Source organism: Paraburkholderia sprentiae WSM5005 (assembly GCF_001865575.2).
GTDB classification, from domain to species: domain Bacteria; phylum Pseudomonadota; class Gammaproteobacteria; order Burkholderiales; family Burkholderiaceae; genus Paraburkholderia; species Paraburkholderia sprentiae.
Window position 1 is genome coordinate 1,629,301 of sequence record NZ_CP017561.2, and the last position, 14,508, is coordinate 1,643,808.

A 14,508-nucleotide genomic window follows, 5' to 3' on the forward strand; every position below is an offset into this window, starting at 1 on the left:
ATTTTAATGTAAGCCCCTCAAACGTAAGCCGCAGCGCATGCGAATCCTGCTGATCGAAGACGACCTGCGCGCCAGCCAGTTCCTGGCGCGTGGCCTGAGCGAGAGTGGTCTGGTTGTCGACACGGTGGCCGACGGCGCGACCGGGCTCGCCTATGCGCGCGAAGGCATCTACGACGTGATCGTGACTGATCGGCGCTTGCCGGCGCTTGCCGGCACGGTCCTCGTCCAGCAGTTGCGCGCCGGCGGAAATACGACGCCGGTGCTGATGCTGTCGGCGGTCGGCGGCCTGAACGAACGCGTGGAGGCGATTCGCGCAGGCTGCGACGACTATCTCGTCAAGCCATATGCCTTCGTCGAAGCGCTGGCAAGAATCGAGGCGCTCGCGCGGCGCGCCGATCGCAGCAGGATGAGCGAGCGGCTCGAATGCGCGGATCTGGTACTCGACACGCGGGCGCGGACCGCAAACCGCGGCGGGCGCGATCTGCGCCTGCAGCACCGCGAATTCCTGCTGCTCGAATGTTTGTTGCGCCGCGAGGGGCAGGTGGTGACGCGCAGCATGCTGCTCGAGGCCGCATGGAATTACGATTTCGAGCCGCGCGGCAACATCATCGATATGCACATGCATCGGCTGCGGGCCAAGGTGGACCGCGACTTCCCGCTGGCGCTGATTCATACGGTGGTCGGCGCCGGATACGTGCTGAACCCGGCGCCCTGACACGCGCGCAAAGCCTTGCAAGCCCCGATTCGGTGCGCCGAGGCTACCTATCGCGCCGCATTAAATTTTTTTAATCGATGGGCGAAAGCGCCGACAGGACCCGCTGACTAATCTGGCGACATTGCCTTGTTAGGGTTCTCCCATGTCAGGACTGTCCCGTTCCGCGCAGACGTCGCGCACAGCGAGTCCTCCCGTGCTCCTTTTCACCGTGCGCGTCGTCTGTGCGCTCGGCCTCGCGGTGCTCGCCGGCTGCTCGCTCGTGCCCGCCTATCATCGGCCTGGCGCGCCGCTGGCGCAATCCTTCGACGGCGCGGCCGGTGGCTCGCTCGCCGCTACCGTGCCGGTCAGAAGCGGCTGGTGGCGCGAGTATCACGACCCCGCGCTCGACGCGCTGGTCGACCGCAGTCTGCGCAACAACTTCACGCTAGCGTCCGCGATTGCGAGCGTCGAACAGGCGCGCGGCAACGCCGAGCAAGCCGGTGCGCCGCAGTATCCGTCGCTATCGCTCGGCGCCAGCTTCGATCGCAGCCATCAGGGACGTGGCTCGACCACGAAGACCCAGAGCCTGTTCGCCGAAGCCAGTTACGAGGTGGACTTCTGGGGCTTCAACGCCGCCAACGCCGGCGCCGCCGACTTGCTTGCGCGCGCCTCCGGCTTCGATCGCGACACGGTGGCGCTCACGCTGACCGCATCGGTCACCGACATGTATTTTCAGGTGCAGAGCCTGCGCCGCCGGCTGGCGATTGCGCGTTCCATTTCCGACGATGCCGCGCGCATTCTGCAACTGCTGCTCGCACAACAGCGGGCGGGCGTAGCGACCGAATTGCAGGTGCAGCAGCAGCGCAACGCGCTGGCCACCTTCCAGGCGGCCGTGCCGGCGCTGCAACAGCAGCTCGACACCGACATTCATGCGCTCGCGGTGCTGGCGGGCAGCGCGCCTGAACACTTCACCGTCAGCGACGCCACGCTTGCCGACATCCCGATTCCCCAGCCGCGCCCGAATCTGCCCGCGAGCCTGCTGGAAACGCGCCCCGACATCCGTTCGCAGGAAGCGCAGTTGCAGTCGGCGAATCAGAGTGTCGGCGCGGCGCGCGCGGCCTTTCTGCCGAACATCGTACTGACCGCGGACGGCGGACTGGGCAGCAAGTCGCTGTCGCATTTCCTGTCGAGTCCCTTCGCCAGTCTCGCCACCTCGCTGGCGGCGCCAATCCTCGACGGCGGCGCGCTGCGTGGCCAGTTGCACGCGAGCCGGGCGGCCGAAGCGAAGGGCGTCGCGGATTACCGGCAAGCCGTCATCTCCGCGCTGCAGGACGTGGAGGACTCGCTCACGGCGGCGCAACAGCAGCAGCTCGCGGAAGTCGCCGACCAGGACGCCGCCGACGCCGCCCGCAAAGCCGCCGCGCTCGCGCAAACCCAGTACAAGCTCGGCACCGTCGACTTTCTGACCGTGCTTGACGCGCAACGCACGCTGTATCAGTCCGAAGACACCCTGGTGCAGGCGCGGCTCGCGCGCCTGCAGGCGTCCGTGAGCCTGTTTCGCGCGTTCGGCGGCGGCTTTGGCGTGACCGACGGCAGCAGCGCCCCTTCTTCTATGGCTTCCAGCTCATGAAATCCGCAGATCTTCCGAACCGTGAAGCGCCGCATGCGCGCCGGCGCGTCCTTCTCGCCGCAGCGTTCGTCATCGTTATCGTGATTCTCGGGGTGTCGAGCTGGCCGAAGCATCGGGCGGCCAAGCCGGCCGCCGCCGTGCCGGTCAATGCCGGCCATCCGGTGAGCCGCGATTTCCCGATTCGCGTCGCGGCCGTGGGGACGGTTCAGGCGCTCAATACCGTGGACGTCAAAGTGCGCGTGGACGGCCAGTTGCAGCGCATCGCCTTCGCCGAAGGACAGGACGTCAAAGCCGGCCAACTGCTCGCGCAACTCGATCAGGGACCGCTCACTGCCCAGTTGCATCAAGCGCAAGCGGCGCAGCGCAAAGATCAGGCATCGCTCGACAACGCGCGGCTCGATCTCACGCGTTACTCGCAACTCGTCGGCGTCGGCGCGGCGACGACTCAGGCGGTGGATACGGCGAAGGCGCAAGTCGACGAGCTCTCGGCGACGGTCGCAGCGGACGCCGCGCTGGTCCAGAGCGACCGGCTACAACTGGGCTTCACCACGCTCGCCGCGCCGTTTACCGGACGCGTCGGCGCGCGCGAGGCCGATATCGGCGCGATCGTCCATCCGACCGACACCACCGGCATCGTCACCGTCACGCAGATGGAGCCGATCACCGTGCTGTTCTCCGTGCCGCAGGACGTGCTGCCTGAAGTGCTCGCGAATCAGGCGAAAGCGCCGCTGGGAGTGAACGTGACCACGCGTTCCGGCAGCACGCCGCTCGCCGACGGCACGCTAGTGTTCATCGACAGCACGGTCGATCCTACGACCGGCCAGATCAGGCTCAAGGCGTCGTTCACCAACCAGGACCGCAAGCTGTGGCCCGGCGAGCTGGTGAATGCGCGTGTGCTGGTGCGCACCGATACGCAGCGGCTCGCGGTGCCGAGCCGCGCGGTGGTGAATTCGCAGAACGGCACCCAGCTCTATTTGATCGCCGCGAACGGCACCGCGCAGCTGCGCCCGGTGCAAACCGGTATCACCGTCGACGGCATGACCGAGATACGCCGTGGCATCGCGCCCGCGGATCTCGTCGTGTTCGATGGCCAAAGCCGCTTGAACCCGGGCGTGCCTGTCACGGCGACGACGGTTCCCGCCAGTGCCGAAGCGCCGCCCAACGCGAATCTGGCAGGCAGCCAGACTGATCAGGATATGCCGTCGTGAGCCTCATGGAACTGTTCATCAAGCGGCGCATCGCGACCAGTTTTCTGGCGATCGCGGTGCTGCTGGTCGGCGCGGTGGCGTATTTTCTGTTGCCGGTCGCGCCACTGCCGCAGGTCGATTTTCCGACCATCCAGGTTGTCGCCCAGTTACCCGGCGCGAGCGCGGAAACCATGGCGACCTCGGTGGCGACACCGTTGGAGCGGCAACTTTCGCTGATTGCGGGCGTGACGCAGATGACGTCGTCGAGCTCGCTCGGCAATACCAGCATCGCTGTGCAATTCGATCTGTCGCGCGACATCGATGGCGCGGCGCAGGATGTGCAGACGGCGATCAATGCAGCCGGCGGCACGTTGCCGAAGAACCTGCCGAACCCGCCGACCTATCAGAAGGTGAACCCGGCCGACTTTACGTTGCTGTCACTGGCGCTGACGTCGCCCTCGCTGACGCTCACGCAGCTCGACAGCTACGCCGAAGACTATCTGGCGCAACAGATCTCGCAGATGCCCGGCGTCGGTCTGGTTGATTTCCACGGCCAGCAGCGCCCCGCGGTACGTATTCAGCTCGACCCCGACAAGCTCACCGCGCGCGGCCTGACGCTGGAAGATGTGCGCTCGATCGTCGGCGTGCAGACGGTCAATGCACCGAAGGGCAGCCTGAACGGCCCGGATCGCTCGGTGATCTTCAACGCGACCGACCAGATCACGACCGCCTCGCAGTACCGCGATCTGGTGGTCGCGTACAAGAACGGCGCGCCGATTCGCGTGTCCGATCTCGGCACCGTGCTGAACGCCGCCGAGGACGACCAGCAGGCCGCATGGCTTCAGTCCGAACGCGCGATCGTGCTCGATATTCACAAGCAGCCGGGCTATAACGTGGTGCAGACGATCGCCAACATCGAGGCGAAGCTGCCCGCGCTCGAAGCGATGCTGCCCGCGGCCGCGCATCTGCATGTGGTGGGCGATCGCACGCAAACCATCGACGCGTCGGTGCACGACGTGCAGTTCACGCTGATGCTGACGATTGCACTTGTCGTGATGGTGATCTTCTCGTTTCTGCGCAACCTGTGGGCGACGGTCATTCCGAGCCTGACGATTCCGCTGTCGCTGGTCGCCACGTTCGGCGTCATGTACCTGCTCGGCTATAGCCTCGACAATCTGTCGCTGATGGGCTTGACCATCGCGGTCGGCTTCGTGGTGGACGATGCGATCGTCGTGATCGAAAACGTCATGCGGCATATCGAAGAGGGCGTGCCGAGAATGAAGGCCGCCTTGCTCGGCGCGATGGAAGTGCGCTTCACGATCATTTCGATGACCATCTCGCTGATCGCCGTGTTCATCCCGATCCTGTTGATGGGCGGCATCGTCGGGCGGCTGTTTCGCGAATTCGCGATGACGGTGAGCGCCGCGATCGTGATGTCGGCACTGGTATCGCTGACCGTTACACCGATGTTGTGCGGCTGGCTGATCCGTTTGCCCGAGCCGGGTGACGGCGGCCGGATGCGCAGGCTCGAAGCCTGGCTGGAAGCGATCTTTAGCGCGGTAGAGCGGCGCTACGAGCGTGGCCTCGATTGGGTGCTGGACCACCAGAAGCTGATGCTGGCTGTCACCGTGGCGACGATCGTTGCGACCGGCGCGTTGTTCGTCGCGATCCCCAAGGGATTTTTCCCGCAGGAGGACTCCGGCCTGATCATGGGCGTCGCCCAAGCCGCGCCGGACATTTCGCCCCGCTCGATGTCGCAGAAGATGCAGCAGGTGGGCCATATCATCGAGGCCGACCCCGCCGTCGACAACGTTTACTACTGGATGGGCGCTAACCCGACCGTGAGCCAGGGGCGCGTCATGATCAACCTGAAACCGTTCGCTCAGCGCAAGGACAGTGCTGTGCAGGTGCTCAATCGCTTAAAGCCGCAGTTGGCGAAGGTCATGGGCATCTCGGTGTCGATGCAGGTCCGGCAGGACATTCAGGTGGGGGGCCGTATCAGCGCCGCGCAGTATCAGTACACGTTGCAGGATCCTGACATCAACGAGTTGAATCACTGGGCGGGCGTACTGACCGAGCGCCTGTCGAAACTGCCGCAACTGGCCGACGTCACGTCCGACCAGCAGGCCGCCGCTACCAGCGCAACACTGGTGATCGATCGCAGCACCGCGTCGCGTTTCGGCATCACGGCGCAAGCCATCGACGACACGCTTTACGATGCATTCGGCCAGCGGCAGATCGCGACGCTGTTCACGGAGCTGAATCAGTACCACGTCGTCGAAGAAGTCGACCCGCGCTTTCAACTGACGACGGATGCACTGGCGCATCTCTACGTGCGCTCGCCGCTCACGAACGAACTGGTGCCGCTCGATACGCTCGCCAGGATCGAAAACGACGTGTCGCCGATCTCGGTGAATCACCAGGGCTTGTTCCCGGCCGTGACGATCTCGTTCAATCTGGCGGCGGCTCAGTCGCTTGGCAACGCGGTGGCGGCGATTCGCCAGGCCGAAGTCGCGGCGGGCAAGCCGGATAGTTTGACGGGCTCGTTTCAGGGCACCGCGCAGGCGTTCCAGGCGTCGCTCGCGACTGAGCCGTATCTGATCGCCGCGGCGCTCGTGGTGGTGTATCTGATTCTCGGCATCCTGTACGAAAGCGCGATTCACCCGCTCACCATCATTTCGACGCTGCCCTCGGCGGGTGTGGGCGCCTTGCTTGCGTTGATGCTGTGTGGTCAGGATCTGTCGATCATGGGAATGATCGGCATCATCTTGCTGATCGGCATCGTCAAGAAGAACGCGATCATGATGATCGACTTTGCGCTGGTGGCCGAGCGCGAGCATGGTTTGTCGCCGCGCGATGCGATCCGGCAGGCCTGTGTGCTGCGCTTCCGCCCGATCATGATGACGACGCTCGCCGCGCTGTTCGGCGCGCTGCCGCTGGCGCTCGGGCATGGCGCGGGTGCCGAATTGCGCGTGCCGCTTGGCATAGCGATTGTCGGTGGACTGATTGTTTCGCAAATGCTGACGTTGTTCACGACGCCGGTCGTGCACCTGTGGTTCGACCGTCTGTCGCATTGGCACGCTGATCGGCGCGCGACAGACAGTGTCGTCGAGCGGGAGGCCGTCGGTTGACTGCCTTCTGCCTGCCTGGGGCTTCTTACTGTCGCCATGCGCGCCGCTGATTCCGCACGGCGGCCGCGCGCTGAATTCCGTTGCCAAACTGCGACATTTGCGGCAAAATCTCAGATCGTTGTAGATTCGGCGGCAGTGTTTTCGGCAGCGAACGTAGCAAAAGCGCAGTATAAGGAGTGGTAGTTCAGTCGGTTAGAATACCGGCCTGTCACGCCGGGGGTCGCGGGTTCGAGTCCCGTCCACTCCGCCAGTATCCACGAAAGGCGAACTCCGGTTCGCCTTTTTTGTTGCCCGCTGTTGTAAGATCGGGCGTTCTGTTTTTGGCACCCCTCACGCATGCTCGATTTTTTCCGCAATCACCAACGCCTGATGATGTTCATGCTCATCCTCGTCATTTTGCCGGGGTTGGGTTTCGTGGGTATCCAGGGCTTCCGCGGCTTCTTTGACGAAAGTGCAAACGTCGCGAGTGTCAACGGTCACAAGATCACTCGCGTCGAATACGACGACGCGATGCGTCAGCAGATCGATCGCGGGCGCCAGATGCTCGGCGCGCAGTTCGACATGAAGTTGTTCGACACGCCGGAGCGCCGTCGCCAGATGCTCGACGGCATGATCGAGCAGCGCGTGCTCGCCGACGAAACCCAACGTCTGCATCTGACCGCATCGGACGAAGCGGTGCGCCGCGCGCTGCTGTCCGATCCGGTGATCTCGTCGCTGAAGAACCCCGACGGTTCGATCGACCTCGACCGCTACAAGCAATTGCTTGCGATGCAGGGCATGACGCCCGATCAGTACGACGAACGCGTGCGCTACAACCTCGCGATGCAGGAACTGCCCGCGAGCATCGAGGCGAGCGCGTTCACGTCGAAGACGCTCGCGCAGCACCTGACCGAGCTCGCCCAGCAGCAGCGTGAAGTGCAGGGCATCGCATTCCATCCGCACGACTACGCGGCGAAGATCCAGCCGACCGATGCGCAGCTGCAAGCGTATTACGACGCGCATCGCAACGACTTCGCGACGCCCGCTACCGCAACGATCCAGTACCTGGTGATGTCGCCCGCCACGCTGAGCGCATCGGTGCAGCCGAGCGACGCGGACCTGAAGAAGTACTACGACGACAACATCGCGCACTTTCGCACCGAAGGCGAAGTGCGCGCGAGCCATATTCTGATCGCGGCACCGAAGGACGCGAGCGCGGCCGACAAGGCCAAGGCGAAGCAGAAAGCCGAGGCGTTGCTCGCGCAAGTCAAGGCGCATCCGGACCAGTTCGCGCAGATCGCGCAGCAGAATTCGCAGGACCCGGGCTCCGCATCGAAGGGCGGCGATCTCGGTTACTTCGGCCGCGGCATGATCGCGGGCGGCCAGGCCTTCGACGACGCGGTGTTCGCGCTGAAGAAGGACGAAATCAGCGGCATCGTGCAGACCGACTTCGGTTTCCACATCATCAAGGTCACGGATGTGAAGCCGGCGGTCACCAAGCCGTTCGACGAAGTGAAAGACCAGATCGCCAAGGAGTTGAAGACGCAACTGGCGAGCAAGGCGTTCACGGACAGCTCGGAAGCCTTCACGTCGCTCGTCTATGAAAAGGCCAAGAGCCTGCAGCCGGCTGCGGACAAGTTCAAGCTGCAGATCCAGACGGCGACGGTCACGCCGCAGCCGGATCCGAAGCTGCCGCCCGATAGCCCGCTGAATAACCCGAAGTTCCTCGCGGCCGTGTTCGCGAACGACTCGGTGTCGGCGCACAACAATACGCAGGCCATCGACGTCGGCAACAACACGCTGATTGCCGGGCGCGTCACTGACTACAAGCCCGCTGCCGTGCCCGCATTCGACGCGGTGAAGGATGCAGTGCGCCAGAAAGTGATCGCCGAGCAGTCGAACGAAGCGGCGCACAAGGACGGCGTCGCGAAGCTGGCCGAGTTCGAGAAGTCGAAGTCGACCGCCGGTTTCTCGTCGCCGCTGAAGGTGTCGCGCAATGACGCGCAGGGCGTGCCGCCTGCCGCATTGAGCGCAATCTACAAGGTCGATGCGCAAAAGCTGCCTGCCTACGTCGGTGTCGATCTCGGCGACGACGGCTATGCGATCTATCGCGTGAACCAGATCTTGCCGCCGGCTCCTACCGATGCACAGCATCTCGCCGTCGCGCAGCAGCAGATTGCGCAGGTGGACGCGCAGTCGCAGGTCGAAGCCTATCTGAAAGCGCTGCGCGAGCGCTCCAGCGTGAAGTTCTACGGTACGCCCGACAGCGCTGCGCAGACGGCCGACCAATAAGCGTTACCTGGTCGGCAAAAAGAAAAGCCCCGCGGATGCGGGGCTTTTTTTGTCTACAGCCCGAGCGGCAGCTTCACAGACAGCCGCTGATCGCACCGGTGGCGTTGCTGCCGCCAGCGCCGCCGGCGCGGAAGCCGACCCAGGTGCCCTTGCCGCTATACGACGGACGGACCACCGCGGCCGCGCCGTTGGGTGGCTGCTGGCCCGGGACATAGACGTCCATGGCCTGATCGTTGGCGAGGGTGCTTTGCAACACCACCTGTTGCTGCGAGCTATCCGCCCATTTCTGCGCAATGCAGGTTGCGACGGCGCGAGGCGGCTGCTGGCTTTGACCCACCGACTGAACGCCGGCCGGCGGTTGCGCCGCGCAGGCCGAAATGGCAACGGTCAAAGCGATTAACGGTAAATATTTCAACGTTATCTCCTCAGAAGTCGCTCAAGAATGAGCCGGGTGGCACGGGATGGCGAATGTGTCGGGGCTACGATCCGTGCTCCCCAAGTTCCGGAAACAAGTCGTTAGCAGGCTTTTCAGTGCGGCGAACTTGTGCGAAGGAGTGGCTTGACAGCGGGCCACACGTTGTTGAGTAGCAGCGGCTGTGCCTGCTGCGTGGGGTGGATCTGATCGGCCTGGAACATGTCCGGTTTATCCGCGATGCCGGCGAGCAGAAACGGCACGAGCGGCAGATGGAATTCCTTCGACAACTGGCCGTAGAGGCCGTGGAACTTTTGCGTGTAGTCGGGGCCGTAATTGGGCGGCACGTACATGCCGATGAGCACGACCTTCGCGTGGCCTTGCTGCGCCTGTTCGATGATCGTGCGCAGGTTGTCCTCGGTCGTGGTGAGCGGCACGCCGCGCAATGCGTCATTGGCACCGAGCTCGACGATCACGATGCTCGGCTTGAGCCGTTCCATCAGCGCGGGCAGACGCGCGCGTCCGCCGCTCGTCGTGTCGCCGCTGATACTCGCATTGGCGACGCTATAATCGATGCGCTCTTCGGCAAGACGCTGACGCATCAACGCAACCCAGCCCGTATCGCGGGGCAAACCGTATTCGGCTGAGATGCTGTCGCCGAGCACGACGATCACCGGCTTCGCGGGCTGGGGCGCATTCGCCGCGCGAGCCTGCAACGGTAACGAAACCAGCGCGGCGGCCATCATGGCCGCGCCGAATGCCGCAGTCAGCGCCGCGGCGCGAGGGGCGATGGCGCGCACTTTCAACCTACGCTTCACCATGCCAAACAGAACTGATCCAGTCATTGAAGTGCGGGGTTTGTGCAAGAGGGTTAAGGATGCGACGGGTGAACTGACGATTCTCGATCACATCGATCTTGCCATCGATGCCGGCAGCAGCGTGGCGATCGTCGGTGCATCCGGGTCGGGCAAGTCTACGCTGCTCGGCTTGCTCGCGGGATTGGACAGCGCGAGCGCGGGCTCGGTTCGGCTGCTGGGCCGCGACCTCGGCGAGCTCGACGAAGACGGGCGCGCCGCGTTGCGCAGCGGCGCGGTCGGTTTCGTGTTCCAGTCGTTTCAATTGATGCCGCACCTGACCGCGCTCGAAAACGTCACGCTGCCGCTCGAGCTGCAAGGCGGCATCGGCACACGCGAGGCCATCGCGCGTGCGCGCGAGCTGCTGGAACAGGTCGGGCTCGGGCAGCGTACCGGTCATTATCCGAAGCTGCTGTCGGGCGGAGAGCAGCAGCGCGTGGCGCTCGCGCGCGCGTTCGTCACGCACCCGGCGATCCTGTTCGCCGACGAACCTACCGGCAGTCTCGACGCGGCGACTGGCCACGCGGTCATCGATCTGATGTTCGAGATGAATCGCGCGCATGGCGCGACGCTCGTGCTCGTGACGCATGACATCGAACTCGCGCGCCGTTGCGATACGACGGTGACTATCGAAGCAGGGCGGCTCGCTTGATGATCGGGCGGATCGCAGGCTTGCGCTCGCGTACCTCGAGCGTGTCGTCGTCGCGGCAAAAACGAAGCGGGCCGTAGCCCGCTTCGTTTATCGCCCGTTATCGCATGCTATTGCGCGCTTCAAACTGCCGAGTCAGCGCTTTAGCGCAGCACGCGCCCGCGCGATCAACGCCGAAGTCGACGAGTCATGCTTCTTCACGTCGGCGCTTGCGGCGCCCAGGTCGGCCTCGACCACCTTGCCGAGGATCTTGCCGAGCTCGACGCCCCATTGATCGAACGGGTTGATGTTCCACACCGACGCCTGCACCAGCACCTTATGCTCATAAAGCGCGATCAGTGCGCCGAGCGTGCGCGCGGTCAACGCGTCGAGCAGCAGGGTCGCGGTGGGGCGGTTGCCAGGGAACGTCAGGTGCGGCGCGAGTTCCGGTTTGTCGGGGCCGGCCACCTTCTTCGCTTCTTCAAGCGTGCGACCCAGCATCAATGCTTCGCTCTGCGCGAAGCAGTTCGCGAGCAGCTTCGGATGATGGCTCGCGAGCGGATGCTCGGGCGTCAGCACCGCGATGAAATCGATCGGCACGATCGTCGGGCCCTGGTGCAGCATCTGGAAGAACGCGTGCTGTCCGTTCGTGCCCGGTTCGCCCCACGTGACCGCGGAAGTCGCATAGTCGACCATCGCGCCGTCGAGACGCGCGGACTTGCCGTTGCTCTCCATTTCGAGCTGCTGCAGATACGACGGCAGGAATTGCAGCGCCTGCGAGTACGGCGCGACCAGATAGCTCTGCGAGCCGAAGAAGTTGCGATACCAGATGCCGATCATGCCGAGCAGCACCGGCAGGTTCTTTTCGAGTGGCGCGGTGCGGAAATGCTGGTCCATCTCGTGGGCGCCGGCGAGCAGTTCGTCGAACTGCTGCGGGCCGATCGCGATCATGATCGACAGACCGACGGCCGACCACAGCGAATAGCGGCCGCCGACCCAGTCCCACATCTCGAACACGTTCTCTTTCGCGATGCCGAACTTCACGACTTCGGCGGGATTGGCCGACACGCCGACGAAGTGCTTTGCAAGCGCGCTTTCCGGACAGCCGTTCTTGATGAAGAAGTCGCGCAGCGAGCGCGCATTGGTCATCGTTTCGAGCGTCGTGAAGGTCTTCGACACGATGATCGCGAGCGTCTCTTCGGGATCGATCTGCTGCATCACGTTGTACAGATCGGCGCCGTCGACGTTCGACACGAAGTGCGTCGAGATCTCGGGCGCTGCGAGATGATGCAGCGCGTGCACGACCATCTTCGGCCCGAGATCCGAGCCGCCGATGCCAATGTTCACGACATGACGAATCCGCTTGCCGGTATAGCCGGTCCATGCGCCGCTGCGAACCTGCTCGGCGAACGCGGCCATTTTCTTGCGCTCGGCCTGCACTTCGGCGAAGAACGGCGCGTTCGGGTCGGTTGCGCGCAATGCGGTATGCAGCGCGGCGCGGCCTTCGGTCGGATTGACGATCTCGCCCGCGAACATCGCGTCGCGGCGCTTTTCCACGCCGGCCTCGCGCGCGAGTTGCACGAGCAGCCGCAGCGTTTCTTCGGTGATGCGGTGCTTCGAGAAATCGGCTGAGAGACCGCCGCCCGCGAACGTGAAGCGTTCGGCGCGGGTGGGAGCGGGATCGTTCTCGGGGGCGAACCAGTCGCGCAGATGCGCATCGCGAATCGTGTCGTAATGCGTCTGCAGCGAGGACCAGGCGGGGAGCGAGTTCTGGGTCATAGCGTCCGTCTAACCAAGGGGCACGAAGGAAGGCGCGCGCATGATGCTCTGGCGCGCGGCGCAGAGGCAATCAGTATAGCGGGGATGCGCGACGGGCAGCGGTGCGTTGCGCGCGTTCGCGATGATTGGGATCGCGCCGTGTCATCGGTGCGAACGAGCGATGCGAGCAACCCGCGCGCGATACGTGCGTCAAGCCAGCGTCGCCGGATAGAACAGCCGGTTCAACAGGGTCCGCACCATCGGCGCCAGCTCGCCGGCCGTCAGACCCGCGGGGCCATCGCCTTGCGCGCTCAGCGTATCGGCGGCAAGGCCGTGCAGATAGACGCCCGCGAGCGCCGCCTCGAAGCGTGGCAGGCGCTGCGCGAGCAGCGCGCCGATGATGCCGCCGAGTACGTCGCCGGTGCCGCCCGTCGCGAGCGCGGCGTTGCCGGTCGGGTTGAGCGCGAGGCGGCCATCGGGCGCGGCAATGAGGGTGCCGACGCCCTTCAGCACGACGACGCTCGCAAAGCGCGCCGCGAGCGCGCGGGCGGCCGCGAGCCGGTCGCGCTGCACGCTCGCCGCGTCGCTGCCAAGCAGACGCGCCGCTTCGAGCGGATGCGGCGTGAGGATGCATGGATCGCCTTGCACGCCGCGTGCGGTGACTTCCGCGGCGAGCGCGGGATCTTGGGCGATCAGGTTGAGCGCATCGGCATCGAACAGCTTCGGGACGTCGAGCGGCAGCACGTCGTGCAGTACGCGCGTAGCACGTTCGCCATGCCCCATGCCGCAGCCGATCGCAAGTGCGTCCATCGAATCGAGCGGCAGCGTGTCGATCGGATGCAGCATCAGTTCTGGGTGCGGCGGATCGTAGGGCGGGGCGCCTTCGCCGAGCAGCGCGACGTGCACCTTGCCCGCGCCGGTGTAGAGCGCCGCGCGCGCCGCGAGGATCGGCGCGCCGCACATGCCGGTGTCGCCGCCGACCACCGCGAGGCTGCCAAAGGTGCCCTTGTTGGTCGCGAAGTCGCGCGGGGGCATGAAGGGGCCGAAGAGGGCGGGGGCGCTGAGCTGGATCGCGGCGCGCGGGGCGCCGGTGCCGGCAGCCGGGCTGCCGTCGCCGTCCATCCCGGCGGCGAGCCCGATCGGAGCGACCGTCACCCGGCCGGCGAGATCGCGGCCCTGCGCGGTGAAAAGCCCGGGCTTCGCGCCGATGAAGGTGATCGTGTGCGTCGCATGGACCGCCGCCGCGCCGTTGACGTCACCGATCACCGCGCCGGTGTCGCTGTCGAGGCCGCTGGGCACGTCGAGCGCGAGCACGGCGCCTTGTGTCGGGCGCGTCTTCGTGCGCTGCGACAACTGCCGCGCGAGTGCCGCGAACACGCCATCGAGCGGCCGCGCGAGGCCGATGCCGAACATGCCGTCGACGAGCCAGCCATAGCCGTCGAGCGAGGCGGGCGGCGCCGCGTCGATCGGCACGCCCGCGGCGCGCGCGGCGTCGAGTGCCCAGCGCGCGTCGGCGGGCCTCACTTCCACCGGCATGCAGACTTCGACGGCGATGCCAGCCTTATGCAGTTCCGTCGCGACCACCAGCGCGTCACCGCCGTTGTTGCCGGGGCCGGCGATCAGCCACACGCGCTGCTGCGACTTCGTCACCGATGTATCGGCGGCGATTCGTTCGAGCAGCCAGCGCGCGGCCGCGTGGCCGGCGCGCGCCATCAGCGTATGTTCGGGGAAGGTCGCGGCGGCCTGGGATTCGGCGATCCGCAAATCGGTCAGCGTCAGCAGCGGCAGCGCGCGCGGCTGCGAGTCGCTCAGCGGATCGAAAAGAGTGGGCAGCGAGTTTTCTGCGTCTGTCATGGCGAAGCCTGGCGGTGTGCCCGCGGCACGGCGGGCAGACGTTGGAATCGCTATGGTAGTGCCGATGCGCGCATGGCGTGCGGCTGTTT

General features: G+C 65.2%; 10 protein-coding genes and 1 tRNA gene. 7 read left to right on the forward strand and 4 right to left on the reverse strand.

Annotation, left to right across the window (positions count from 1 at the left end; translation table 11 throughout):
* The first annotated feature begins 37 nt into the window (after positions 1-37).
* From BJG93_RS07460 to BJG93_RS07485, 6 genes are all read left to right on the forward strand, one after another.
* Positions 38-715, forward strand: a complete 678-nt coding sequence (locus BJG93_RS07460; protein ID WP_027197679.1) for a response regulator transcription factor — start codon at positions 38-40, stop codon at positions 713-715.
* Positions 716-908: 193 nt separating this feature from the next.
* A complete protein-coding gene (locus BJG93_RS07465; protein WP_034479372.1) occupies positions 909-2,324 on the forward strand; it encodes an efflux transporter outer membrane subunit in 1,416 nt (471 codons plus the stop codon).
* Positions 2,321-3,532 carry an efflux RND transporter periplasmic adaptor subunit gene (locus BJG93_RS07470; protein WP_051374394.1) on the forward strand — a complete coding sequence of 404 codons (1,212 nt, stop codon included), beginning with the start codon at positions 2,321-2,323 and terminating at the stop codon, positions 3,530-3,532. Before BJG93_RS07465 ends, BJG93_RS07470 begins: the two co-directional genes overlap by 4 nt.
* A gap of 5 nt (positions 3,533-3,537) precedes the next feature.
* Positions 3,538-6,642 (forward strand): efflux RND transporter permease subunit, encoded by a 3,105-nt coding sequence (locus BJG93_RS07475; RefSeq protein WP_154671884.1) that lies wholly within the window; start codon positions 3,538-3,540, stop codon positions 6,640-6,642.
* A gap of 173 nt (positions 6,643-6,815) precedes the next feature.
* Positions 6,816-6,892: transfer RNA gene (locus tag BJG93_RS07480), tRNA-Asp, on the forward strand.
* Between the two features lie 86 nt (positions 6,893-6,978).
* Positions 6,979-8,913, forward strand: coding sequence for a SurA N-terminal domain-containing protein (locus tag BJG93_RS07485; protein ID WP_027197681.1), 1,935 nt, complete (start codon positions 6,979-6,981; stop codon positions 8,911-8,913).
* Between the two features lie 73 nt (positions 8,914-8,986).
* Here the strand turns inward: BJG93_RS07485 and BJG93_RS07490 are convergent, their stop codons facing one another.
* Both BJG93_RS07490 and BJG93_RS07495 read right to left on the reverse strand, forming a co-directional pair.
* The gene (locus BJG93_RS07490; protein WP_027197682.1) at positions 8,987-9,328 is read right to left on the reverse strand and encodes a hypothetical protein; all 342 of its coding nucleotides are present in this window, start codon (positions 9,326-9,328) and stop codon (positions 8,987-8,989) included.
* A 113-nt stretch (positions 9,329-9,441) separates the two neighbouring features.
* Positions 9,442-10,146 carry an arylesterase gene (locus tag BJG93_RS07495; RefSeq protein WP_034479376.1) on the reverse strand — a complete coding sequence of 235 codons (705 nt, stop codon included), beginning with the start codon at positions 10,144-10,146 and terminating at the stop codon, positions 9,442-9,444.
* Here BJG93_RS07495 and BJG93_RS07500 point away from each other — a divergent pair.
* Positions 10,145-10,831, forward strand: a complete 687-nt coding sequence (locus tag BJG93_RS07500; RefSeq protein WP_027197684.1) for an ABC transporter ATP-binding protein — start codon at positions 10,145-10,147, stop codon at positions 10,829-10,831. The two genes, BJG93_RS07495 and BJG93_RS07500, sit on opposite strands and share 2 nt — an antisense overlap.
* Positions 10,832-10,963: 132 nt before the next feature.
* Here BJG93_RS07500 and pgi read toward each other — a convergent pair whose 3' ends face one another.
* Entirely contained in the window at positions 10,964-12,586 is a 1,623-nt protein-coding gene (gene pgi / locus BJG93_RS07505) for a glucose-6-phosphate isomerase (protein WP_027197685.1), read from the reverse strand.
* 189 nt (positions 12,587-12,775) lie between these two features.
* Positions 12,776-14,419: a bifunctional ADP-dependent NAD(P)H-hydrate dehydratase/NAD(P)H-hydrate epimerase gene (locus BJG93_RS07510; RefSeq protein ID WP_071336529.1), complete on the reverse strand. Its 1,644-nt coding sequence runs from the start codon at positions 14,417-14,419 to the stop codon at positions 12,776-12,778.
* Between the last annotated feature and the right edge of the window lie 89 nt (positions 14,420-14,508).

Bases quoted from the DNA above. Each gene is read 5' to 3' on its own strand.
- BJG93_RS07460 (WP_027197679.1), top strand. From the start codon at position 38: ATGCGAATCCTGCTGATCGAAGACGACCTGCGCGCCAGCCAGTTCCTG.
- BJG93_RS07470 (WP_051374394.1), top strand. From the start codon at position 2,321: ATGAAATCCGCAGATCTTCCGAACCGTGAAGCGCCGCATGCGCGCCGG.
- BJG93_RS07475 (WP_154671884.1), top strand. From the start codon at position 3,538: ATGGAACTGTTCATCAAGCGGCGCATCGCGACCAGTTTTCTGGCGATC.
- BJG93_RS07485 (WP_027197681.1), top strand. From the start codon at position 6,979: ATGCTCGATTTTTTCCGCAATCACCAACGCCTGATGATGTTCATGCTC.
- BJG93_RS07500 (WP_027197684.1), top strand. From the start codon at position 10,145: ATGCCAAACAGAACTGATCCAGTCATTGAAGTGCGGGGTTTGTGCAAG.
- BJG93_RS07495 (WP_034479376.1), bottom strand. From the start codon at position 10,146: ATGGTGAAGCGTAGGTTGAAAGTGCGCGCCATCGCCCCTCGCGCCGCG.
- pgi (WP_027197685.1), bottom strand. From the start codon at position 12,586: ATGACCCAGAACTCGCTCCCCGCCTGGTCCTCGCTGCAGACGCATTAC.
- BJG93_RS07510 (WP_071336529.1), bottom strand. From the start codon at position 14,419: ATGACAGACGCAGAAAACTCGCTGCCCACTCTTTTCGATCCGCTGAGC.